Raw genomic sequence first — 22,327 nt, forward strand, 5'->3', positions numbered from 1 at the left:
CGGTGGAGGCGCGATGACGGTGACACGGCTGCGCGGCATCCCGGGCATCGGCGTGGACGCCGTGGGAGACGCGGCCGACGCCGTGAACGACCCGGAGTTCCTCAGGCTGGAGAACCTCGACACCGACCTGCGGCCGCCCGCCGTCGCCCTCGCCGCCACCCGCGCGGCCGTCGACGACGACGCGGCCAACAGCTACCTGCCGTTCCAGGGGCACCGCTCCCTCCGCGCGGCCGCCGCGGCACACGTCGGACGCATCGCAGGACGGCCCTACGACCCCGACACCGAATGCGTCGGCGTCGCGGGCGGGCTGAACGGCATCCTCAACACGCTTCTGGCGATCGTGGAGCCCGGGCAGGAGGTCGTGCTGTGCGACCCCATCTACGCCGGGCTGGTCAACCGGGTACGGCTCGCGGGCGGCATCCCCCGCTTCGTCCCCGCCCAGCCTGCCGGAGACGGGTGGACCGTCGATCCCGAAAGGCTCGCGAGTGCCGTCGGACCCGGCACGGCCGCGGTCCTGATGATGGGGCCGGCGATGCCGACCGGCCTCGTCCTGGACGATCGCCACTGGTCCGCCCTGGCCGGCGCCTGCGAGCGCCACGACGCCTGGCTGGTCTACGACGCGGCCATGGAGCGCATCCGCTTCGACGGCCGTCCTCCCAGCCACCCCGCGGCCCGCGAGGGCCTGGCGGCGCGCACGATCACCGTCGGTTCGGCCTCCAAGGAGCTGCGGCTCATCGGCTGGCGGGTCGGCTGGGTCGTCGGCCCGGCGCCCATCGTCGCCGACATCCGCCTCGTCGGCCTGACCAACGTCGTCTGCCAGGTCGGTCTGGCCCAGGACGCCGTGGCCGCCGCACTGGACGCGCCCGACGCCGACGCCGATGTCGCGGCCGCCACCGCCGAATGGCAACGGCGCTGCGAGGCGGTCCTGCACGAGCTGGCCGGTTACCCGGTCGTCCCGCCGCACGGCGGCTGGTCGCTCCTCGTCGACACCGGGCCTCTGGAGCTGACCGCCGCCGAGCTCTCCCGGCGCCTCTTCGACCGGGCGAGGATCGCGGCCACCCCCATGGACGGCTGGGGCCCCAGCGGGTCGCACTACCTGCGGCTCGTGTTCGCCAACGAACCCATCGAACGCCTGACCGGCCTCGGCGACCGCTTCGGCCTCGCCCTGCGGTGACCTTAGGAGGGTTGCGGGGCCGGTTCGTCAGCGCTTCACTTGGATTCGAGGCGGCCCATGGGGTCGGCGCCGTCCGCCAAAGCCTGCCGCGCCGCCGTCCAACCGGCGTCGTCGATGCCGAGCGCGTGGCGGAGGTAGGCCCAGGTGACCCGCTGGATCAGGGCGACCCGCTCGGGGTTCTCGTCCGTCGTCTCCTGGACCTCGTAGCCGGCGATCCCGCCGAGCGAGTGCTCGGCCCCGAACAGGGTGAGCAGGCTCTTGGGCCCCGGGCTCAGGAAGTACGGGTCGGTGAGCCATTCCGGTCCCCGTACCGACAGCGGGGAGTCGTCCTCGTCCCCGGCGACCACGAGGGCCGGTGCGGTCATCTCCGCGAAGTCGGGGTTCATGAACGGGAAGTGCTCGGCCGCGAACGGCGTCAGGTCCGCGCCGCCCTTGCCCGCCGTGGCGAGCAGCACCCCCGCGCCGATCCGCGGATCGGACAGGTCCTCCGCCCGCCCGCTCACCGGATCGAGGACGCGCAGGCCCAGCAGGTTGCCCGCCGTCTGGCCGCCGAAGGAGTGCCCGGCCGCGGCGATGCGGCTCCGGTCGAGGCGGCCGCCGAGACCGGGGACCGCGGCCTCCAGCAGGTCGAGCCCGTCGAGGACGCGCTTCATGTCCTCCACGCGGAACCGCCAGAGCCGCGGGGTGCGCGGGTCGTGCGGAGGAAGACCCACCGTCCTCGAGTCGAGGTGGGTGGGCTGGACGACCACGAAGCCGTGCCCGGCCCAGAAGTCGGCCAGGGGGCCGTAGCCGTCCAGCGACGAGCCGAAGCCGTGCGAGAGGACGACGATGGGCAGTCCGCTCCCGGTCACCGGAGCGGAGACCCTCACCTGGAGGTCCTCACCGCGGCCCGGTGCTTCGAGCACCACCGGCTTCACCGAGACGACGGGGGCCGGCGGGGGGAGGGCCACGGCCGCCGCCGCCCTTTCCGATGCGGTCATGGAACGTTCTTCCTTCCGGCAGTGGATGCGGGACGACATCGGCCGGTGTCAGGCCGTGCGGCGTCCTGCCTGGTGGCGGGCGTGAGGCCCACTCGGGCTACGCTAAAATCTGACGTTGACGTCAGAGGCAAGGAATGTGGCCCAGGTCATGACCGGAGGGGCGATGCGCATCGGCGAACTCGCGACCAGGGCGGGCGTCAGCGTCCGCGCACTGCGGTACTACGAGGAACAGGGGCTGCTGGCCTCGGAACGCAGCCCCAGCGGCCAGCGGCACTACCCGGGCGGCGCGGTCGACCGCGTCCAAGTGATCCAGCGGCTGTACGCCGCCGGGATACCGAGCAGGTCGATCCGGGACCTGCTGCCGTGCGTCGTGGACGGCGAGGCCACACCCGAGCTGCTCGACCGGCTCTCGGCCGAACGCGACCGCATCGACCGGCAGATCACCGACCTGGTGAGCACTCGGGACAGGCTGGACACCGTCATCGGCAACGCCGCGGCGAACCTGCGGACGGGCAGGCACTGCCGCCTCCCGTGACCGGCATGCCGGGGACGCCGACGCGCGGCCTGCGACAGGCGTGAGGCCGCACCCACTCGCCGGCGGCGGACCGGCCGCCGGCTCGAGTCGGCGCACGTCCGGTTCCATATGCCTGCGATACGCCCCGATGCTTAAGCTGCGGGGATAGCGCGCGCCGGTCGCGGATGACCGCCCGCGCGCGCACCGGCATTGACCCCGTCCACCTGGCGGCACCCATGAACAGACGCCCGGGGCTCAGCGCCCGGCTGAAGCTCACCATCAGCTACGCCGGCTTCCTCCTCCTCGCCGGGGCCCTCCTGCTGGCCGTGGTGTGGGTCTTCCTGCTGCGCTACGTGCCCGACCGGGACCCCGGATCCATCCGGAAGGACCATGCCGGTGTGATCATCATCGTGTCGGCCAACCGCACGGAGATCCTGCGCACCTTCGCCCCCGCCGCGGCCGCGGCGATGGTCTTCGTCCTGCTGTTCGGCCTGCTGGGCGGATGGATCCTCGCCGGACGGATGCTCGCGCCCCTCACGCAGATCGCGGACGCGGCACGGACGGCCGCGAGCGGATCGCTGTCCCACCGGATCCGCATGCAAGGCCCCAACGACGAGTTCCGCGAACTCGCCGACGTGTTCGACACCATGCTCGGGCAGCTCCAGTCCCACGTCACCGAGCGGGAGCGGTTCGCCGCGAACGCCTCCCACGAACTGCGGACCCCGCTGGCGATCTCCCAGGCGCTCCTCGACGTCGCCCGCAGCGACCCCGCACGGGACCAGGGCGAACTCATCGAACGCCTCCACAACGTCAACACCCGGGCGATCGACCTGACCGAGGCCCTCCTGCTGCTCAGCCGCAGCGACCGCAGGACCTTCGCCCACGAGCCGGTGGACCTGTCCCTGGTCGCCGAGGAGGCCGCGGAGACGCTCCTCCCCCTGGCCGAGCAGCGCCAGGTCGCGCTCGACGTCACAGGCGAGACGGCTCCGACCGTCGGCTCCGCGGCGCTCGTGCTGCGGATGGCGATGAACCTCGTCCAGAACGCCATCGTCCACAACCTGCCCTCCGGCGGCACCGTGACGGTCCACACCGGATCGCGGCACGGCGCGAGCGTGCTGCGGGTCGAGAACACCGGCCCGCGGGTCCCACCGGAGCTGGTGCCGACCCTCACCGAACCCTTCCAGCGCGGGACGCAGCGCGTACGCGCCGACGAGCACGCCGGGGTCGGCCTCGGGCTCGCGATCGTGCAGAGCATCGTCCGGGCGCACGCCGGGACCCTCGACCTCGCACCGCGCCCGGCCGGCGGTCTCCTGGTCACGATCAGCCTTCCCCAGGCCGTCCCGGCCAGCGGAGACCGCGGCTAGACCGGCCGGCGCGATGCCCGCCGGCAAGCCCTCACCGCCGGCCGCGTCGATTCCTCGATGCCCGGAACCGGTGTATCGCAGGCGTATCGGAAACCGCATACGCCGCCGCAACGGCCTCGCCACTTCACTGAAGGCATGAACCGCAGCGCATCAGGGGCCGGTTCGCCGACCAGTGGAAAGGCGTGATCATGGACTCCGACTCCGTACCCGGGATGGACCGGCGGCGGCTGCTCGGCTGGGGCGGCCTGGCGGCCGCCGGCATGGTGGCGGCCGCCGCGCCGCTGGCGGGCGCCCGACCGGGCCACGCCGACGAGGCCCCGGGCGAGAGCGAGATCCCGCCGGACACCCGGCCGGGCGGAGCCTACGACCGGTTCGTGGCGAAACTGGCCGCCGAGGACAACTTCTCCGGCACGGTGATCCTGTCGCACAAGGGCCGGACGGTGCTGTCGCGCAGCTACGGCATGGCCGACAAGGAGAAAGGGATCCGCAACCACGAGGGCATCGCGGTCAACATCTCCTCGGCGATCCAGCCGGTCCTGGCCGTGGCCGTCCTGCAGATGGCACAGCAGGGCAAGCTGAATCTGGCGGACAAGGTGGGCGCCCACCTGACGGGCATCGCCAAGGAGATCGCCGAGCAGGTGACCATCCACCACATGCTCCTCAGCACCGGCGGGATGGACGCCCCGAAACTGGACCGGCAGCGCGTCTTCAACAGCAAGGAGGAAGTGCACGAGTTCAACCGGCAGTGGGTCCGGCAGGCGACGCTGGTCGCCCCTCCCGGCTCGGCCGACCAGGGCCACAGGGAGGGCGGAGGCGTCGGCCTCTCCATGATGGCGCTGATCATCGAGGCCATCTCCGGCAAGACGTACTGGGACTACGTGCAGGAGAACATCTTCGACCGCTGCGGCATGACCGGCTCGGGATTCTTCACCAGGACGCAGTGGCTCACCGACGAGCACATCGCCCACTCGTACATGCGGCAGGCCGACGGCGGCCGGGTGGACGCCGTCCGCAACCTGGACAAGGGCAGCATCCAACCGCCGATAGAGGGCAAGAACCCGGCCCGCTCCTTCATCGGCTACGCCTCCGACGACGGCTTCGCCACCGCACCCGACCTGGTCCGTTTCGCGAACGGGCTGCTCGACGGCACGCTGCTGGACCGGCACTACGCCGAGGTGCTCACCGGAGTCAAGATCCCCCTCCCCCCGCAGCAGGAGGGCGAAGGCCTCCGGGCGGCCCCGGCCGAGGCGGGGTTCGCGAACTACTTCGGCCCGATGCACATCGCGAACGGCCAGTGGGTGCTCGGCCGCGGCGGCGGCACCGCGGGCAGCGGCGGCAACTGGAACGTCTACCCCGACACAGGCTGGGTCGGGGTCGTCCTCACCAACTACGACGACATACCGCTCGTGGAGATCCTCGAACAGGAGGAGCGGGCCGTCCTCGGCCGGCGCTAGACGCACCGCGGCCGGGCGCCGGTGGACGTTCCGGCCCGCCGGCACCCGGCCGCCCGGCGCACGAGGGGTGAAGAGATCCTGGACCGCCGCGCGCCGGCGCGCCTGGGCGCCCAGGTCGGCGAGGAACCGGTCGGCGCGCCGCACGAAGAGATGGGCCCCTGCCGCACCGCCACGGAGCGGGCCCGGCCAGCGACGCGCAGGGCGGCACGGTCGTCGCCGGCGGCGTGCTCGAGCCGCGCGCACGGGGATGACCAGCGCCTCCGCCGACCGTTGGCCGTAGCGCTCCAGGTACTCCTCGGCGCTGTCGAGTGCCGCTGCGGCCTTGTCCAGCGAGCCCTCGGCCATGCGCATCTCACCCAGCAGCGCGTACCAGGTCGACACGCAGGTACGGGGCACCCGGCCTTTCCGGAACGCTTCCACTCGATTACCCATAGTGATACTCAGATGGTGGTGGTGGTGATTGTTCGGTCTTTTGTGACGGTGGGAGGCTCGTGCCGCATTCGAGTCCCCCGCCGGACCAAGGCGCACCGCGTTAGGAGCCCCCCATGAGCATGACCAACCTCACGCCCTCCGCCGACACCGCCGACTCGGGCGAGGCCGGCCACCCGTTCCACATCACCAAGGAGGAGGAGCGCCGGCTGCGCCTCCAGGGCGCGAGGGCCGTCCCGTCGCCGGTGATCGGGCAGGCGACGTCGTTCGACGAGTACGCCCGGCAGCTGATGATCCCGCCCGCGGTGATGGATCTCGCGCGGAAGGCCGCCGACCTGCGGCTCTCGGCGTGGGAGGTGGAGGCGATGCGCAAGCACCTGGCCCCCGCCGAGTCCGACGAGCACATGGGGCTCCTGCGCCGGATCCTGCGGAGGAAGTACGACCAGGACAGCTCGCACCCGCCCTATATCCGCGTCGCCTGCACGGGCCGGGGAGACTTCGACGACCTGGCGACCGAGCACGGGCACCTGGACAGCCTCGACGACACCGAGGGCGACATCGGCTCACCGGTGGTGCTGGAGATCTGGCCGGCCCAGCACTACTCGCCGATCCACTCCCACGGGCACACCTCCGGGATCGTCTTCTGCCTCGCCGGCCAGCTCGACGTGATGCTCTACGACAGCCTGAAATGGGACGCCACCAAGCTCGGCTTGGTCACCCTCACACCGGGGCAGTGCGCCTGGCTGACCAAGGAGACCTACGCCGTGCACCGGGTGTTCTGCCCCATGGACGGCGGCGACGGCAGCACCGGCCCGGGGTTCATGAACTCCACCGACGAGTTCGGCGCCAGCTTCCACGTGTACCTCAACCCCGATGAAACCGCCGTACTTCACGAAGACGGCGAAAGCTACAACCGAGACGTCTTCGACTACATCCGGGAGGACGACCACCGCCGGGACAAGTTCCAGACCCACTCCGACCTGTCGTGGAGCGTGCTGCGCCGCGTCCTCTCCAGCACCCCGCTGACCTGATCCCGAACGCGGACGCACCGCCCGCCGTCCCGCCGAGCCGTCGGGGTCCCCGGCGCTCGGCGGCAGCGTCCAGGAACATCACCAGCACCGCCGGCCACAAGCCCGTCCTGACCGACGTGGACGAACGGTGCCGTCGCTCAGCAATGGGCACGCGCGCGGGGCCAGGCCGACCGCAGACCGGCGAGGAAGGCCCGGGTGGGACGTTCCCCGCCGGTCAGCGGCGGTTGTGGCTTGACGCGATGGCTACCGGTCGCCCCGCCAGGGGAGAACGGTCGTGACGGGCGGCGGGCCGGACCGGGCGCCGGGGGACGGGACGGCATACGTGTTGACGTAGCGGTCATTGGGCGTGCCGGCGGCCCAGGTGTCGCTGGTGCCTGCGAAAGTGGCGGCGAAATAGCCGTCGCCGTAGGCGCGGACCTTGGCCGTGTAGCGGCCCTTGCTGTTGGTCTTCACCCACTTGACGTGGTACCAGGTCTTCTTGCCGCGGAACCGGAAGATGATGCGCACCTTCTGGCCGGGGAACGCGCCGAAGCGGCTCTTGCTGCTGTAGTAGCGGCTCAGGGTCCCGGAGACGGTGATGTAGCGGTTCTTGCGGACCTTGGTCGAGGACGCGTTCAGCTTGGACATCTTGGTCGACCATCGCCACGTCTTGCGCACGGAGCTGATGGAGGGGGCCGCGGTGGTGTCCCCGGGGAAGCGGGCCCGCCAGTAGCCGGAGTTGTTCACGTTGAACGAGGCGCTGAACCGTCCCTGGCTGGTCTTCATCCAGCGAGCGGTCTGCCAGCCGGTGCGGCCGTTGGGGGAGTACTCGAGGAGCACCTGCTTGCCGTTCACGGCTCCGCCGGCGGAGGCCGCGTACAGGGCGCCCTGCGCTCGGAAACGCCCGTAGGCGTCCATGGTCGCCGACAGCGAGGTCTTGGTGGCCGGCCGGACGCTGACCGCGGGGAGGGTCGCGGTGGAGCCTTCGTAAAGACCGGCCGCGAGTGACCGCGCGACGTAGGTCGCGGTGCAGGGCGGCTTGATGGTGCTGCTGAACCGGCCTTCGGTGTCCGTGCCGACCTGGAAGGTGTACATGGGCGTGGTGCAGCGGGACGGGTCGACGGCGGGGTCGATGACGACCGTCCGTCCGGACAGCGGCCTGCCCTGGTAGGTGACCTGACCGCTGAGGGTGAGGGTCTGGCCCTCGTCCAGGCCGGCTTGGCTCGCGATCAGGGTCGTCTGCGTCTTCCCGTGGACGACCTGGACGGTCACGATGCCGGAGTGGAGTCCGAGCGACGGCACATCGGCCCAGACGCTCACCGAGTCGCTCGCCCCGTTGGGCCTCAGCGTCGCGGTGAAGGTGCCGTCGTCGGTGGTGGTGGCGTCGTCGACCGAGCCCCATCCAGTGTTCGTGGACAGGTCGACCGGGATGCTCGCGGCGGGGGTTCCGTCCGCGGTGACGACCTTCCCGGTGATCGTGGCCGTGGGGTTGTCGGGGTCGACGGAAGCGGTCTGAGCGGCGAGCGCGATGGACGCCGTCCCGTCGGCGAGGGCGGGAGCGGCCGTTAACGTGCCGAGGATGAGCACGGCCGTCGTCCCGGTGGTGGCGATACGAAGCACGAGTGTTCCTTGGGTGGGCGCGATGATCAGCGTTGGTCAGGACGCCCGGCCCGGCGACCGGGTTGCCCCCGCAACCCGATCGTGATCTTCATCGGGCCACGCCCGGGAGGGTCTGCGCCTTGGCCGGGTCGCCGACGACGGGGAACGACCGTCGTCGGCCCAAGTCCGACCACGAAGCGATCGAACGGGCCCAGAACCGGGGCATCCGCGGCATAGCCGCCCAAGCCTTCCTCCTGGCCTTCCAACGACGCTGCCTGACCGGCACCGTCCAGCAACATCACGCGCACCGCCGGCCACATGACCAGCACCTCTACAGGCATGTCCTGAAGGTGCTCTACGCGGGTCCGTGGGCTCCAGATACGCCTGGGATCGGGTGGTCGTGGCCTCTGCGGGGCCAGGTGAGGCCTCCGGGAAGCGGAAGAGCCCCCCAGCTTGTCGCTGGGGGGCTCTTTCCGTCACTGTTAGGGAAGGACCTGCGTCACTACCCTGAGTGGGCGAGGAGGGATTTGAACCCTCACATCCTTTCGGACACACGGACCTGAACCGTGCGCGTCTGCCGTTCCGCCACCCGCCCGTGGGCGCCGTCCCGTCTCCGGGTGCCTGAAAAGGCTAGCACGGGGCCGGGAGTGGTTAGGTATCCAGATACGCCGAGCGAACCTACGCACCGATACGATCGTCTACCAGTGGGGAAGGGAGGTGCCCGTGGGCGTCATTCAGCGCTTCGAGCGACGGCTCGAGGGCATGGTCGAAGGAGCCTTCGCCCGTGCCTTCAAGTCCGAGCTGCAGCCGGTCGAGGTGGCCAGTGCTGTGCAGCGCGAGATGGACGATCGGGCGGCGATCGTGGCACAGGGCCGCACGCTCGTTCCGAACGACTTCGTCGTCGAGATCTCTCAGCAGGACGGGCAGCGGCTCCAGGTCTACGCCGACAGCCTGAGCCAGGAGCTGGCGAATCTGGCGCGCGAGTACGCGAAGGAGCAGGGGTACTCCTTCGTGGGTCCGGTGCGCGTCCGGTTCGAGAACGCGGGCGATCTCGCCACGGGCATGTTCCGCATCAGGTCGGGGGTGATCCGGGGCTCGACGGTCGAGGGCGGGGAGATCCGCCGGCCGGTGAGCGACGTGCCGCAGGGCGGCCGGGGCGGGGTGTTCGGGGGGCATCCGCGCCTGCTCGTGACCACGGCGGTGGAGGGATCCGACACGACCCAGCGCACCTATGAGATCAACACCCCTGTGACCCTGCTCGGTCGCGGTACCGACTGCGACCTGCGCCTAGTCGACCCTGGCGTATCACGGCACCATGCCGAGATCCGCGTAGAAGGTCCCGAAATCGCTCTCGTGGATCTAGGGTCGACCAACGGCTCGTTCGTGAACGGGCAGCCGATCCGGCGGGTCACGCTGGTCGACGGCTCCCGGGTCACGATGGGCCGCACGACCCTTGTGTTTCGCCGCGATAGGGAGTAACCCCGACTCCGATGTCCGATTTCACCCTCACGCTGATCAAGCTGGCGTTCCTCGCGGTGCTGTGGCTGTTCGTCATCGCGGCCGTCGGCGTGATCAGGGCCGACCTGTTCGGTTCGAAGGCCGCGTCCAAGGCGGCCACGCGCTCGTCCCCGTCCCGTCCTCCCAAGGCGGCGAGGCAGCCCAAGCCGCCGCGGCCGCAGCGCAGCGCCCAGCACGGCGCCCCGACGAAGCTGGTGGTCGTCCAGGGCGAGCGGGCCGGCACCGTCATCGACCTCACGGGGGTGCCCATCACCATCGGCCGTGCCAATGACGCCACGCTCGTCGTGACCGACGACTACGCTTCGAGCCGCCATGCCCGACTTTTCGCGCAGGACGGTCAGTGGATCGTGGAAGACCTCGGCTCGACCAACGGGACGTATCTCGGACGCACGAAGGTGAGCCGGCCCATGCCGGTCCCGCCGGGAGTCCCGGTCCGTATCGGCAAGACCGTGATCGAGCTGCGCAAATGACTCTGGGAATCCGCTACGCCGCGCGCTCCGACGTGGGCATGCTGCGCGAGGGCAACGAGGACTCGGCGTACGCGGGGTCGCACCTGCTCGCGGTGGCCGACGGCATGGGCGGGCACGTCGGCGGCGAGATCGCGAGCGCCGCGGCCATCGAGGCGCTCCGGGCGCTCGACAAGGACCTTCCCGCCACCGAGCTGCTGGCCGCGCTCGAGCACACGGTCAAGACGGCGAACGACAACCTGCACCGCATCGTGGAGTCCGACCCGGCCCTCCAGGGCATGGGGACGACGCTGACGGCGATGCTGTGGGCGGGCAACCAGGTCGCGCTGGTGCACATCGGCGACTCGCGCGCCTACCTGCTGCGCGACGGCAGCCTGTTCCAGATCACGCACGACCACACCCTGGTGCAGTCGCTGGTCGACGAGGGCCGGATCAGCCCGGACGAGGCGGCGTCGCACCCGCAGCGGTCGCTGCTGCTGCGGGCGCTGGACGGCCGCGGCGAGGTCGACCCCGACCTGTCGCTGCGCGAGGCGAAGGTCGGCGACCGGTACCTGCTGTGCTCCGACGGCCTGTCGGGCGTCGTCACGGCGGAAACGATCTTCCAGGTGCTCACCGACGTGGACGACCCCGAGCAGGCCGTCCGGCAGCTGATCGACCTGGCCAACCGGGGCGGCGGCCCCGACAACATCACCTGCGTCGTCGCCGACGTCGTGGACCTGGAGCGCCAGCCACCGACGGGCGGCCCCGGCCACGCGGTGGGCGCGGCGGCCAACTCGGCGCCGCCGGAGCCGCCGGGCGGCGGGACGGGCCCGAACACCACCGTCGCCGACACCCCGGCCGGCCGGGCCGCGCAGCTGCGCGAAACCAGGCCGCAGCCGCCGGTGGCGGTCGACGAGATGCCGCCGCCGCAGGCCCCGATGCCGATGGGCGACCCGATGGCGCCCCCGCCGGCGCCGGGCGCGAGGCCGCAGGCACAGCAGATGCGGGCGAGGCGGGGCGGCACGCGCCGCTGGACGTGGCTCGTCGTCGTGGCGGGCGTGGTCGTCGTGGGCGTGGTGGCGGGCGGGTTCGTGCTGCTGCAGAACGTCCGGAACGGCTACTACATCGGCGCGAACAAGGCCGGCGAGGTCGTCCTCTACCGCGGGACGACGCAGAAGGTCCCGGGCCTCAGCCTGTCCCGCGAGGCGGCCAAGAAGGACCAGCCGAAGCAGACGATCCTGGTGGCCGACCTCCCGCAGGACCTCCAGCAGCAGGTCAAGGCCACCTACACGGTGAAGGGCCCGGCGGCGCTGAAGCAGCTGGAGAGCGCCGTCTGCAAGTACTCGCTCATCGGGGAAGGCGGCAAGGTCGCCATGGTGAAGGGCCGGGGGCAGCAGAACTGCCGGGAGACCCCCGTCAAGTCCAGCGACATCCGGACCGACGAGCTTCCCGGTTCGGACGCCACCGCGATCCAGAAGGGCACCTTCGTGTTCATCGGGCAGAAGGCGGCGCAGGCCAAGCTCGACCAGCTCGGCGACCGCCGGGAAGAGTGCAAGCAGCGCACCCCGTCCATCAAGGACTGCCCGTCCAGCGGGGGGAGCTCGTAGATGCAGTCGATCGGGGACCAGATCAGGGCCCACCTCCCGTACCAGCGGCGCAACGCGGCGTCGCTGGCGCTTCTCGTCTTCGCGATGGTCCTCACGCTGTCGGCGTTCGCGGAGGTCGGCCTCGCCCGTGACGGGAACATCCCGGGCGGCCTGTTCATCTACGGCGGCGGCCTGGTCGTGCTGGCCCTGGCCGCCTACGTCATCCAGGCGAAGTTCACCCCCTACGCCGACCCGCTGCTGCTGCCGCTCGCCGTGGCGCTGAACGGCATCGGGCTCGCGATGATCTACCGGCTCGACCTCGACACCAGCCACACCAAGAAGGTCGCGGCCGCGGCGGGCAAGAAGCTGCTCCCCGACGCCGCCGACGCGCCCGGCCAACTGATGTGGACGTTCGTCGGGATCGGCCTGTTCGTCGCCGCCGTGCTGATCATGCGTGACACCGACAAGCCGGACGCGCCGCTGTCGTTCACGCCGAAGACCGCGCAGCGCTACACGTACCTGATCGGGCTCAGCGCGGTCATCCTGCTGCTGCTGCCGATCGTCCCCGGCATCGGCGCGGAGATCAACGGCGCCCGGGTGTGGATCCATCTGGGTCCGTTCTCGGTGCAGCCGGGCGAGTTCGCGAAGCTCCTGCTGGTCGTGTTCTTCGCCGGCTACCTGGTGAACAAGCGGCAGGCGATGTCGCTGATCGGCAAGAAGTTCGGCCCGATCAGCCTGCCGCGGGCCCGCGACCTCGGCCCGATCATGGTGATCTGGTTCTTCTGCCTGGGCGTGCTGTTCATGCAGAAGGACCTCGGCACCGCGCTGCTGTTCTTCGGCCTGTTCGTGTCGATGCTGTACATCGCGACCCAGCGGGTGTCCTGGGTGGTGATCGGTGTCGGGCTGCTGGCGATCGGCATCTTCATCGCGACGCTGCTGCCGTTCATGGGCCACGTGAACCAGCGCATCGACATCTGGCAGAACCCGAAGCCCTACTTCGACGGCGGCTGCCTGCTGGAGACCGGCAAGGTCGTCCCGGTCAACCCCGACACCGACATCTTCAAGAAGTACAAGGCGCAGGGCAGCATCTCGCCGGGCTTCTCGGCCTGCGCCGAGCTGGGCGGAGAGTACTCCGACAGCGCGCAGCTCATGAAGGGCCTGTTCGCGCTCGGCCAGGGCGGCGTCCTCGGCACCGGGCTCGGCCAGGGCGAGCCGTGGCGGACGCCCCTGTCGTTCAGCGACTTCATCTTCGACTCGCTCGGCGAGGAGCTCGGGCTCACCGGGCTGATGGTGCTGCTGCTGATATACGCGTTGATCGTGCAACGCGGGATGAAGACGGCCGTGGCGGCGCGGGACCCGTTCCTGAAGCTGTTCGCGGGCGGCGTGTCGTTCGTGCTCGCCCTCCAGGTCTTCGTGATCGTCGGGGGCGTCACACGGCTCATCCCGCTCACCGGCCTGACGACGCCCTTCCTGTCCCAGGGCGGTTCGTCGCTGATGGCCAACTGGATCCTGATCGCGATTCTGGTGCGGATGAGCCACGACGCGCGCAAGCCGGCTCCGCAGGCGATCCAGGACGAGGGCATGACCCAGATCGTGAGCACGAGGTGACTACCCCCCTATGAACATGGACAAGCCGGTTCGGCGGGTGGCGATCTTCGCGCTGCTGCTGTTCTTCGGACTGATGGCGCAGGTCAACTACGTCCAGGGCAGCCAGGCCGAAGACCTGCGGACCGACGCGCGCAACAGCCGCCAGTACGCCGACGTGTTCAACTCGCCGCGCGGCCGGATCTCGGCGGGCGGCGAGGTGTTGGTGAGCTCGGAGAAGACCGGCAAGGACAACCCGAAGTACGGCCGGACCTACAAGGACGGGCCGGTCTTCGCGCCGATCACCGGGTACTTCAACGGCAACGCCACGCAGGTCGAGCGGGCCTACAACTCGCTGCTCGGCGGCAAGGACAAGCGGATCACCCAGCAGCGCTGGTTCGACACGTTCATCGGCAAGAAGGCCGAGGGCGCGAACGTCGAGCTGACGATCGACCCGCAGGCGCAGCGCACCGCCTACGAGCAGCTGAAGGCGGGGGTCTCGAACGGCCGCCGCGGCGGCGCCGTAGTGATCGACGTGAAGTCGGGCGCGGTCAAGGTGGCGGCCTCGTGGCCCTCGTTCGACCCCAACGAGGTCGCGCCGCAGACGGGCGAGAAGGGCGGCAAGCGCCTGGAGCAGCTCGACAAGGGCGAGGGCGTCATCAAGCCGCTGGTCGACAACGCGCTCAGCCAGACGTTCCCGCCCGGCTCGTCGTTCAAGACGGTGGTGTCGGCGATCGGGATGCAGAAGCTCGGCCTGAACAGCTCCTCGACGGTGAACACCGGGCAGCTGATCCTGCCGGAGTCGGGCCGCCCGCTGCCGAACTCGCACGACAGCGGCAGCTGCGCCGGGTCCGCCCCGCTGCGCGGCGCCTTCGCCGAGTCCTGCAACACCTCGTTCGCGAAGATGGCGCTGGACATGGGCATCCAGGAGCTGCACGACGGCGCCGAGAGCTTCGGCTTCGGCGAGCACGTGGAGCTGGAGCCCGACATGTACGCCGCGGAGAGCGACATCCCGGTCTCCATCAAGGACGCCGAGGGCAAGACCATCCAGACCGGCAAGGACGGCACGGCCCGCTCCGGCATCGGCCAGGAGAACGTGCGGGCCACCCCGCTGCAGATGGCGATGGTCGCCTGCGCGGTCGCCAACGGCGGCAAGATCATGAACCCGTACGTGGTGCAGAAGGTCCGCGCCAAGGACCAGAGTGAGCTCTACAACGCCTCGCCGAAGGAGTTCGGGAAGGCGATGAGCGGCGACCAGGCCGGGCAGCTGGAGGACATGATGCGCGCGGTGGTCTCCGAGGGCACCGCGAAGAACCTGCAGGGCAAGCGGATCGCCGGCAAGACCGGTACCGCCGAGCAGGGCCCCGGCAACCCGAACGCGAACTGGTTCGTCGGGTTCAGCCCGGTCGAGAACCCGCGCTACGCGTTCGCCGTGATGGTCGAGACCCCCGGCTCCGGCGCCGCCAACGCGGGCCCCGTCGCGGGGGCGATCATGGCGAAGGTCCTGCAGAAGTGAGTACGGGCCTCGTCCTGAACGACCGGTACCGGCTGCTGGAGCGGCTGGCGATCGGCGGGATGGGCGAGGTCTGGCGCGCGTCCGACGCGCTGTCGGGGCGGCTGGTCGCGGTGAAGCTGCTGCGCCTGGAGCTCGGCTCGGACGTGCGGGCGCGGGGCCGGTTCGAGTCGGAGGCGCGGTTCGCCGCGGAGCTGCGGCACCCGGGGATCGCGCGCGCGTTCGACTACGGCGAGCAGGACGGCCGGACGTTCCTGGTGATGGAGCTGGTGCCCGGCGAGCCGCTGGACGAGATCCTCGCGCGTGACGGCGGACTGCCGCTGGAGGCCGTACTCGACCTGATCGTGCAGGCGGGGCGGGCGCTGTCGGTCGCGCACGCGGCCGGGATCGTGCATCGCGACGTCAAGCCGGCGAACCTGATGGTGGCCCCGGACGGCACCCTGAAGATCACCGACTTCGGGATCGCCCGGCGGCTGGCGGCGGCGTCGCAGACCCAGACCGGGATGGTCATGGGGACGGCGCACTACATCTCGCCGGAGCAGGCGCAGGGCCTGAGGCTGTCGCCCTCGGCGGACCTCTACTCGCTGGGCGCGGTGGCCTACGAGTGCCTGACGGGCGCTCCGCCGTTCGACGGGCGGACGCCGGTGGAGGTGGCGCTCAAGCACGTCCGCGACGCGCCCGCGGAACTGCCGTCCCGGGTGCCCGGCCGGGCCCGCGAGCTGGTCATGGAGATGCTCGCGAAGGAGCCCGCCGACCGTCCCGCGGACGCCGACACGGTGGCCGCCCGGGCGCTCGGCATCCGCGCGTCGCTCAGCACGGCGGCGGGCGGAGCCTCGGTGGGCGGCACGGCCCGCGGCGGGCGGGTGGACGCGAGCCGCAGCGGCGCTCGCCGATCTCCCGCCGCCACCGGCAGGGATCGCCTTGTCGTAGAAGCATCAACTTTGTCGGGATTTGACGCTGGCGACGGGGCGGATAACCTCGCCAGCGGAACAGGGTCCGGGCAACGGCGCCCGGCCCTGGCGTACGCGTTCGTCGCGGCCGCCGTGGTACTGGTGTGCGTCATCGTCGTCGGCTCCCTGTGGAAGGGGCTGGCGTTCGCCGGGCCGAGCGAGGACCAGCGGGACCCGCCCGCGGCCCCCGCCACCCGGCCGGTCGGGGACGGCAGCGTCGGAGACCCGGCGTCAACGGCCCCCGCCGCCCCGCCGCGGCACACCGCGAGGAGCACTCCGAGGCCGGCTGTCCCGCCGCGGCACCGGACGCATAGGATCCGTCCGTCAACGCAGGCGACCCCCAAGGCGTCCCTTTCCCGTAAGCCATTCAGGAATCCGCCCCGGGCGACTCCCACCGCCCCCGAGCCCACACCCGCACCGACGGGGAGCACCACGACTCCGTCAACTCCGAGCCCGGATCCCCCGCCCACCCAGGAGGGGAAGCTAGGTTCTGGAGACAAGGTGTAGACGTACGAGGGAAAGTGCACATATGAGTCAACCTCGGCTGCTCGGCGGCCGCTACGAGCTCGAGACGGTCATCGGGCGCGGCGGCATGGCCGAGGTCTACCGTGCCCGGGACCGCCGCCTCGATCGCGTCGTCGCGATCAAGACGCTGCGGTCCGATCTGGCCCGCGACCCCACGTTCCAGGCCCGGTTCCGGCGCGAGGCCCAGTCGGCCGCGTCGCTGAACCACCCCTCGGTCGTCGCCGTGTACGACACCGGCGAGGACGTGATCGGCGACACCTCGATCCCGTACATCGTCATGGAGTACGTGGACGGGAGCACGCTGCGCGACCTGCTGAGGGAGAACCGCGCGCTGCTGCCGGACAAGGCCCTGGAGATCACCGACGGGATCCTGCGGGCGCTGGACTACAGCCACCGCGGCGGCATCGTGCACCGCGACATCAAGCCGGCCAACGTGATGCTCACCCGGCAGCACGAGGTCAAGGTGATGGACTTCGGCATCGCCCGGGCCATGGCCGACACGGCGTCCACGATGACCCAGACCGCCCAGGTGATCGGTACCGCGCAGTACCTGTCGCCCGAGCAGGCGCGCGGCGAGCGGGTGGACGCCCGCAGCGACATCTACTCGACCGGCTGCGTGCTGTACGAGCTGCTCACCGGCAAGCCGCCGTTCACCGGCGACTCCCCGGTCGCGATCGCCTACCAGCACGTGCGGGAGGAGCCGGTCCCGCCCTCGCAGGTGGACCCGCAGATCCCGCAGTGGGCCGACGCCATCGTGCTGAAGGCGATGGCCAAGGACGCCGACCACCGCTACCAGAACGCGACGGAGTTCCGGCAGGAGATCCAGCGCGTCCTGCAGGGCCAGCCCGTGGCATCGACGGCGGCGTCCACGATGCTGATGAGCGGCCAGCCGCAGGGCACGCAGATGATGGGCGCGTACGGCGGCGGCCCGGCGCGCACGCAGGTGCGGCGGCCGCAGGACGACGGGTACGGCCTGCCGCCCGTCCACTACGACGACGACGGCGCCGGACGCGACGGCGCCGGCAAGAAGGCCGCGCTGTGGGTGGGGCTCGCCGTGCTGTTCATCGGCGGCGCCGCGCTCATCGGCTGGCTGCTGAGCAGTGGTGGCGACAAGGGCAACGACCAGGTCGCGATCCCGCAGAGCATCGTCAACGTCAAGGAGAGCGACGCGACGGCCGAGCTCACCAAGCTCGGCTTCACGGTCGGCGAGCCGAAGACCGACTACAGCAGCGACGTCGAGAGCGGCTACGTGATCGGCTCCGACCCGCAGCCCGGCACGAAGGCCGACAAGGGCGCCACGGTGACGCTGCTGGTCTCCAAGGGGCCGAAGCCGCCCACGGAGATCGAGATCCCCGACGTGGCCGGCAAGCCGTACGGCACGGCGAAGAAGATACTGGAGGGCCGCGGGTTCGAGATCGAGAAGAGATTCGAGTCGAGCGACAGCGTGCCGCGCGGCAACGTGATCTCGACCGACCCGACCGGCGGCTCGAAGGCCAAGAAGGGCTCGACCGTCACGCTGACGGTGTCGAACGGCCCGTCGAGCCTGAAGGTGCCGAGCCTGTTCAACAACAGCCAGCGGGCCGCGTGCGGCAAGCTGGAGGGCCTCGGTCTGAAGTGCAACGTGCAGAAGGGGCAGCCGCCGCCCGACAAGCAGGTCGCCCCCGGCTTCGTCTACGACCAGCAGCCGGGTGAGGGCGCGACGGTCGCGCCGGGCGACACCGTGACGATCTTCGTCGCGGACAAGCCGCAGCAGCAGACGCCGCCCCCGGGGCAGGGCACGCCCACGCCGGGCTTCCCCGGCTTCCCGGGCAACGGCGACGGCCAGGGCTGACCGGTAACGGACGAGGGCCCCGTCTCCGCGAGGAGGCGGGGCCCTCGGACGTCCGCGGGCGGGGCGGCAAGGCCGGACGGGCCCGGGCATGAGAGAAGGGCCTCCGCCACTCGGGGGCAATGGCGGAAGCCCTTCATCATGGTCTTCGTCCCACCCTCATGGGACGTTACGGATTTCAACCGAAATTTTCTGAGTTTGTGTGAGATGGGAGCGCTACCCCGTGCCGGCCCCGTGAAGGCGCAGGTCGTCGCAGGTGGCGAGCCAGTTCCGGAGCAGCCGGTGGCCGGCGGTCGAGAGGATCGACTCGGGGTGGAACTGGACGCCCTCCACTGGGCGGCTCCGGTGGCGCAGGCCCATGACGACCCCGTCGCGGGTGCGGGCGGTCACCTCCAGGACGTCCGCCGGGACGGTCCCGGGCACGACGGCGAGCGAGTGGTAGCGGGTCGCGGCGAACGGGTCCGGCAGGCCGCGGAAGACGCCGGCGCCGTCATGACCGATCTCGCTCGTGAAGCCGTGGACGATCTCGGGCGCGCGGGCGACCGTCGCGCCGTGCACGTGGGCGATCACTTGGAGGCCGAGGCAGACGCCGAGCAGCGGGGTGCCGCGGCGCTCGGCGTCCCGGACGAGGTCGAGGCACACGCCGGCGTCCGCGGGATGGCCCGGCCCGGGGCTGAGCAGGACGCCGTCGACGTGCGAGGCGTCCTGGACGGCGACGTCCGAGCGGTCCTTGACAACGCAATCAGCGCCGAGCTCCAGCAGGTACTGGACGATGTTGTAGACGAAGCTGTCGTGGTTGTCGACGACGAGGACGCGCATCGCGGGTCAGCCCGGGGTCGCGGAGCCGGTCGGCGCCGGGTCCTGGACGACTCCGTGGTCGAACTGGACCTTGGGCTCGACCCACGGGAACACCAGGTACCAGAGGATCGCGGCGACCGCGGCGAGGATGCCGAGCGCGGTCGCGGTCTTGGTCTGCCAGGCGCCGGGCAGCCGGCGCCAGATCCAGGCGTACACGGGGCCTCCTAGGTGCCGGCGGCCTGCCGCGCCGATGCCGCGCGCGGCAGCGCCTCGGTCAGCTCGCCGAAGATGATCATCCGCTCCGCGGCGGAGTACTTGGGGTGGCAGGTGGTGAGCGTGATGAGCCGCTCGGTCGGGCGCCGCTTGGGGTGGAACGGGACGGGCGCGGTCACCTCCACCGCCGACGGCTTCACGATCCGCCGGTCGGTGACCTTGTAGACGTACTGCTCGTCCCGGGTGTCGATGAGGATCCTGTCGCCGCGGTCCAGTTCGCCGAGCCGGTTGAACGGAGCGGAGTAGGTCGTGCGGTGCCCGGAGATCACGAAGTTGCCCACCTGGCCGGGCAGCGCGCTGCCCGGGTAGTGGCCGGGCCCCTTGCGCAGGTCGGCGCGGTCGACGCCCTCGATCACGACGAAGCGGTAGTGATCGCCGAACCGGGGGATGCGGATCACGGCCAGCCCCTTGCCGAGCTTGACCTTCTCGGTGGTGACCTTGGTGGCCCGCCAGTTCCGCAGCATCTCGTCGTCGAGCCGGTCCTGCGCCCCCTTGGTGTACTGGCCGGTGCCCCACAGCTCGTACGTCACGAACAGCATGACGACCAGCCCGGCGGTGATGCACAGCTCGCCCATGCCACGGATCACCGTGCGCACCGCGTCCTCCTCTGCTGGGGGGTTCAGCCGCCTTTGGGCGGTTCCGCCGGAACCGTAGCGTGCTTCATGGTCACGTTGCCGGTGTAGGGCGGCAACGTGGCGCGTTCCACGGTCCGCACCGCGTAGCCGAGCCCGTAGGCGCGGACGTACTTGCGGTAGACCGCGATCTCACGGGACGCGCCGAGCGCCGCGCGCAGCCGGACCGGGTCGCCGACGGCGGTGATCCGGAACGGCGGGGAGTACACGACGCCCTGGAGGATCAGCGTATTGCCGACGCACCGCACCGCGCTGGTCGAGATCACCCGCTGGTCCATGATCTGCATCGCGCGGGCCCCGCCCGCCCAGAGCGCGTTGACGACGGACTGGACGTCGCTCTGGTGCACGACGAGGTCGTCCGGGCGGACGCCGCGAGGCAGTTCGCCCGACTTCGGCAGCGGCGCGTCGTCCAGCGAGACCCGGACGGCCCGCCCGGCGGCGGGGGTGAACCCCGCCTCGGCGGCCAGCCGGTCGGCCTCCGCCTGAGCGTTTTTCACCCGGGCATCGTGACGTCCGGCCTCTCGGGAGATACCGTCGACCTGGCGGCGCAACCGCCGGTACTCGGTGCGATCCTGCCGGGCCCGGCGCTGCTCCGCGGTGATCAGCTCGGTGATCCTGGTCCGGCCCTGCTCGCGCAGGCTCGTGCCGCGGGCCGTGCTCGCGCTCGCCGCGAACAGGGTTCCCGCAAGGAGCGTGAGAACTGGGATGATGCTTCCCCACGCTGGACGCCGTACGCTGCTCACCAGCGACTACGCTAACCGACAAACCACCCAAGCGCGGCCCGGCGCTCCGGCCGCCGGACGCCCGAGGAGATCGATCCCACCGTGGCCAAGTCCAAAGTGCGCAAGAAGGCCGTCTACACGCCCCCGCAGAAGTCCAAGGCGCCCGAGGTCAGCCCGCGCTGGCTCGTGCCGACCATGGTCGGGCTGTGGCTCGTCGGCCTGATCTGGATCGCCGTCTTCTACGTGACGGCCAGCACAGGTACGGATGTGCCGTTCATGACCGACCTGCACAACTGGAACCTGGGGATCGGCTTCACGGCGATCATCCTCGGTGTGATCCTTTCGACCCGCTGGCGCTGATCGCGAGTTATCCACAGGTTGAGGATCGCTCACCGCGCCTTTCCCCAGGTTTTCCACAGGGGGTTTCCACAGGCGCCGGAGCGCGGACGCCGCCGCGTGCGGGCCGGGTGGCCGGGCGCGCGGGCGGCGTCCGCACCCGCGGCTACACCGCCGGGCTCAGCTCGGCCGTCCTGAGGATCACGAGCCCCGCGAGGAGCGCCAGCACGACCAGCGGCGCCGCGACGTGGACCAGCCGGCGCCGCGCCTCAGGCGCGTAGGCGTAGGCCGCGGCCAGCGCCGCCCCCACCGCGAGGCCGCCGACGTGGCCCTGCCACGAGATCCCCGGCACCGAGAACGTGATCACCAGGTTGATCACCAGCAGCACCACGATGGGGCCGACCGGCCCGCCGAGCCTGCGGCCGATCACGAAGTAGGCCCCGAACAGGCCGAAGATGGCGCCGGACGCGCCGACCGCCGAGTCCTGCGGGGCACCGACCAGGTACAGCAGCACCGAGCCGCCGAGCCCCGACAGCAGGTACAGGGTGAGGAAGCGCCACCGCCCGAGCACCTGCTCCAGCGCGGGACCGACGGCCCACAGCGCCCACATGTTGAACAGGATGTGGGTGATGCCGAACGATCCGCCGCGCTGGTGCAGGAACATCGTGGTGAACAGCCGGTACCACTCGCCCTCGGCGACCCCGCCGACCTCGCCGCCCGGCAGCACGCCCCGGCCGAGCATCATGAACTCCCAGACCACGCGCCAGGACGCCAGCTCGGCGAGATACGCCGCGACGCACAGGCCGATCAGCGTGTAGGTGACGACCGGCACGGCTGACGCCGGGCCCCGCGCACCGAGGACGGTTCGGGGAACCGCCTTGCGGACCCCGCGGTTGCCCTCGGCGACGCACTCCACGCACTGGTGCCCGACCGCTGCGTCCCGCATGCAGTCGGGACAGATGAAACGGTCGCAGCGCGTGCAGCGCACGTACGTCTCGCGACCCGGGTGCCGGTAGCAGGTCGGCACCGAGGTCTCGGGGGCGGGACTCTGGTCTGTGCTCATCAGCGGCTCCGTAGGGCCGTAACGTTACG

General features: G+C 71.0%; 20 protein-coding genes and 1 tRNA gene. 13 read left to right on the forward strand and 8 right to left on the reverse strand.

Annotated elements, in window-relative coordinates; genetic code table 11:
- Positions 1-13: 13 nt before the first annotated feature.
- Positions 14-1,174 (forward strand): pyridoxal phosphate-dependent aminotransferase, encoded by a 1,161-nt coding sequence (locus tag FKD65_RS23765; RefSeq protein WP_141579579.1) that lies wholly within the window; start codon positions 14-16, stop codon positions 1,172-1,174.
- A 35-nt stretch (positions 1,175-1,209) separates the two neighbouring features.
- Here the strand turns inward: FKD65_RS23765 and FKD65_RS23770 are convergent, their stop codons facing one another.
- Entirely contained in the window at positions 1,210-2,154 is a 945-nt protein-coding gene (locus FKD65_RS23770) for a chlorophyllase (protein ID WP_141579580.1), read from the reverse strand.
- 148 nt (positions 2,155-2,302) lie between these two features.
- On the opposite strand from FKD65_RS23770, the gene FKD65_RS23775 reads away from it, so the two are divergent.
- The 4 genes from FKD65_RS23775 to FKD65_RS23795 all read left to right on the forward strand — a co-directional run bounded on the left by FKD65_RS23775 (position 2,303) and on the right by FKD65_RS23795 (position 6,946).
- Complete coding sequence (locus tag FKD65_RS23775) at positions 2,303-2,689, forward strand: MerR family transcriptional regulator (RefSeq protein ID WP_368367130.1); 387 nt, start codon at positions 2,303-2,305, stop codon at positions 2,687-2,689.
- 215 nt (positions 2,690-2,904) lie between these two features.
- A complete protein-coding gene (locus tag FKD65_RS23780; protein WP_141579581.1) occupies positions 2,905-4,032 on the forward strand; it encodes a HAMP domain-containing sensor histidine kinase in 1,128 nt (375 codons plus the stop codon).
- Between the two features lie 188 nt (positions 4,033-4,220).
- A complete protein-coding gene (locus FKD65_RS23790) occupies positions 4,221-5,486 on the forward strand; it encodes a serine hydrolase (RefSeq protein WP_141579582.1) in 1,266 nt (421 codons plus the stop codon).
- 545 nt (positions 5,487-6,031) lie between these two features.
- Positions 6,032-6,946: a hypothetical protein gene (locus FKD65_RS23795; RefSeq protein ID WP_141579583.1), complete on the forward strand. Its 915-nt coding sequence runs from the start codon at positions 6,032-6,034 to the stop codon at positions 6,944-6,946.
- 243 nt (positions 6,947-7,189) lie between these two features.
- Here the strand turns inward: FKD65_RS23795 and FKD65_RS23800 are convergent, their stop codons facing one another.
- Both FKD65_RS23800 and FKD65_RS23805 read right to left on the reverse strand, forming a co-directional pair.
- Positions 7,190-8,545: a DUF4198 domain-containing protein gene (locus tag FKD65_RS23800; protein ID WP_141579584.1), complete on the reverse strand. Its 1,356-nt coding sequence runs from the start codon at positions 8,543-8,545 to the stop codon at positions 7,190-7,192.
- 491 nt (positions 8,546-9,036) lie between these two features.
- Positions 9,037-9,119, reverse strand: a tRNA-Leu gene (locus FKD65_RS23805).
- Between the two features lie 128 nt (positions 9,120-9,247).
- On the opposite strand from FKD65_RS23805, the gene FKD65_RS23810 reads away from it, so the two are divergent.
- Genes FKD65_RS23810 through pknB form a run of 7 tightly spaced genes read left to right on the forward strand, consistent with a single transcriptional unit; the run spans position 9,248 to position 18,477 of the window.
- Positions 9,248-10,003 carry a DUF3662 and FHA domain-containing protein gene (locus FKD65_RS23810; RefSeq protein ID WP_067627928.1) on the forward strand — a complete coding sequence of 252 codons (756 nt, stop codon included), beginning with the start codon at positions 9,248-9,250 and terminating at the stop codon, positions 10,001-10,003.
- A gap of 11 nt (positions 10,004-10,014) precedes the next feature.
- Positions 10,015-10,512, forward strand: a complete 498-nt coding sequence (locus tag FKD65_RS23815; protein WP_141579585.1) for an FHA domain-containing protein — start codon at positions 10,015-10,017, stop codon at positions 10,510-10,512.
- Complete coding sequence (locus FKD65_RS23820) at positions 10,509-12,095, forward strand: Stp1/IreP family PP2C-type Ser/Thr phosphatase (RefSeq protein ID WP_141579586.1); 1,587 nt, start codon at positions 10,509-10,511, stop codon at positions 12,093-12,095. Before FKD65_RS23815 ends, FKD65_RS23820 begins: the two co-directional genes overlap by 4 nt.
- Positions 12,096-13,682, forward strand: a complete 1,587-nt coding sequence (locus FKD65_RS23825) for an FtsW/RodA/SpoVE family cell cycle protein (protein ID WP_141579587.1) — start codon at positions 12,096-12,098, stop codon at positions 13,680-13,682.
- Between the two features lie 16 nt (positions 13,683-13,698).
- A complete protein-coding gene (locus FKD65_RS23830; protein WP_240809572.1) occupies positions 13,699-15,174 on the forward strand; it encodes a penicillin-binding protein 2 in 1,476 nt (491 codons plus the stop codon).
- Positions 15,171-16,628, forward strand: a complete 1,458-nt coding sequence (locus FKD65_RS23835; RefSeq protein ID WP_141579589.1) for a serine/threonine-protein kinase — start codon at positions 15,171-15,173, stop codon at positions 16,626-16,628. The genes FKD65_RS23830 and FKD65_RS23835 overlap by 4 nt, the downstream gene beginning before the upstream one ends.
- 22 nt (positions 16,629-16,650) lie before the next feature.
- Positions 16,651-18,477, forward strand: a complete 1,827-nt coding sequence (pknB, locus tag FKD65_RS23840; protein WP_141579590.1) for a Stk1 family PASTA domain-containing Ser/Thr kinase — start codon at positions 16,651-16,653, stop codon at positions 18,475-18,477.
- 213 nt (positions 18,478-18,690) lie between these two features.
- Here pknB and FKD65_RS23845 read toward each other — a convergent pair whose 3' ends face one another.
- The 4 genes from FKD65_RS23845 to FKD65_RS23860 are packed head-to-tail and all read right to left on the reverse strand — an operon-like array spanning position 18,691 to position 20,920.
- The gene (locus FKD65_RS23845) at positions 18,691-19,293 is read right to left on the reverse strand and encodes an aminodeoxychorismate/anthranilate synthase component II (protein ID WP_141579591.1); all 603 of its coding nucleotides are present in this window, start codon (positions 19,291-19,293) and stop codon (positions 18,691-18,693) included.
- Between the two features lie 6 nt (positions 19,294-19,299).
- Entirely contained in the window at positions 19,300-19,488 is a 189-nt protein-coding gene (locus FKD65_RS23850; RefSeq protein WP_141579592.1) for a hypothetical protein, read from the reverse strand.
- An 8-nt stretch (positions 19,489-19,496) separates the two neighbouring features.
- Entirely contained in the window at positions 19,497-20,141 is a 645-nt protein-coding gene (locus FKD65_RS23855) for a class E sortase (RefSeq protein ID WP_240809573.1), read from the reverse strand.
- A gap of 23 nt (positions 20,142-20,164) precedes the next feature.
- On the reverse strand, positions 20,165-20,920 hold the full coding sequence (locus FKD65_RS23860; RefSeq protein WP_141579593.1) for a DUF881 domain-containing protein: 756 nt from the start codon (positions 20,918-20,920) through the stop codon (positions 20,165-20,167).
- Between the two features lie 81 nt (positions 20,921-21,001).
- Between FKD65_RS23860 and FKD65_RS23865 the strand changes: the two genes are divergently transcribed.
- Positions 21,002-21,259: a cell division protein CrgA gene (locus tag FKD65_RS23865; RefSeq protein ID WP_141579594.1), complete on the forward strand. Its 258-nt coding sequence runs from the start codon at positions 21,002-21,004 to the stop codon at positions 21,257-21,259.
- Between the two features lie 142 nt (positions 21,260-21,401).
- Here FKD65_RS23865 and FKD65_RS23870 read toward each other — a convergent pair whose 3' ends face one another.
- Positions 21,402-22,298: a rhomboid family intramembrane serine protease gene (locus FKD65_RS23870; protein WP_141579595.1), complete on the reverse strand. Its 897-nt coding sequence runs from the start codon at positions 22,296-22,298 to the stop codon at positions 21,402-21,404.
- Positions 22,299-22,327 lie beyond the last annotated feature (29 nt).

The sequence above is a fragment of the Actinomadura sp. WMMA1423 genome (genome assembly GCF_006547145.1).
Lineage (GTDB): Bacteria > Actinomycetota > Actinomycetes > Streptosporangiales > Streptosporangiaceae > Spirillospora.

Bases quoted from the DNA above. Each gene is read 5' to 3' on its own strand.
- FKD65_RS23825 (WP_141579587.1), top strand. From the start codon at position 12,096: ATGCAGTCGATCGGGGACCAGATCAGGGCCCACCTCCCGTACCAGCGG.
- pknB (WP_141579590.1), top strand. From the start codon at position 16,651: ATGAGTCAACCTCGGCTGCTCGGCGGCCGCTACGAGCTCGAGACGGTC.
- FKD65_RS23830 (WP_240809572.1), top strand. From the start codon at position 13,699: ATGGACAAGCCGGTTCGGCGGGTGGCGATCTTCGCGCTGCTGCTGTTC.
- FKD65_RS23770 (WP_141579580.1), bottom strand. From the start codon at position 2,154: ATGACCGCATCGGAAAGGGCGGCGGCGGCCGTGGCCCTCCCCCCGCCG.
- FKD65_RS23790 (WP_141579582.1), top strand. From the start codon at position 4,221: ATGGACTCCGACTCCGTACCCGGGATGGACCGGCGGCGGCTGCTCGGC.
- FKD65_RS23845 (WP_141579591.1), bottom strand. From the start codon at position 19,293: ATGCGCGTCCTCGTCGTCGACAACCACGACAGCTTCGTCTACAACATC.
- FKD65_RS23775 (WP_368367130.1), top strand. From the start codon at position 2,303: ATGACCGGAGGGGCGATGCGCATCGGCGAACTCGCGACCAGGGCGGGC.
- FKD65_RS23765 (WP_141579579.1), top strand. From the start codon at position 14: ATGACGGTGACACGGCTGCGCGGCATCCCGGGCATCGGCGTGGACGCC.
- FKD65_RS23795 (WP_141579583.1), top strand. From the start codon at position 6,032: ATGAGCATGACCAACCTCACGCCCTCCGCCGACACCGCCGACTCGGGC.
- FKD65_RS23870 (WP_141579595.1), bottom strand. From the start codon at position 22,298: ATGAGCACAGACCAGAGTCCCGCCCCCGAGACCTCGGTGCCGACCTGC.
- FKD65_RS23820 (WP_141579586.1), top strand. From the start codon at position 10,509: ATGACTCTGGGAATCCGCTACGCCGCGCGCTCCGACGTGGGCATGCTG.
- FKD65_RS23780 (WP_141579581.1), top strand. From the start codon at position 2,905: ATGAACAGACGCCCGGGGCTCAGCGCCCGGCTGAAGCTCACCATCAGC.
- FKD65_RS23815 (WP_141579585.1), top strand. From the start codon at position 10,015: ATGTCCGATTTCACCCTCACGCTGATCAAGCTGGCGTTCCTCGCGGTG.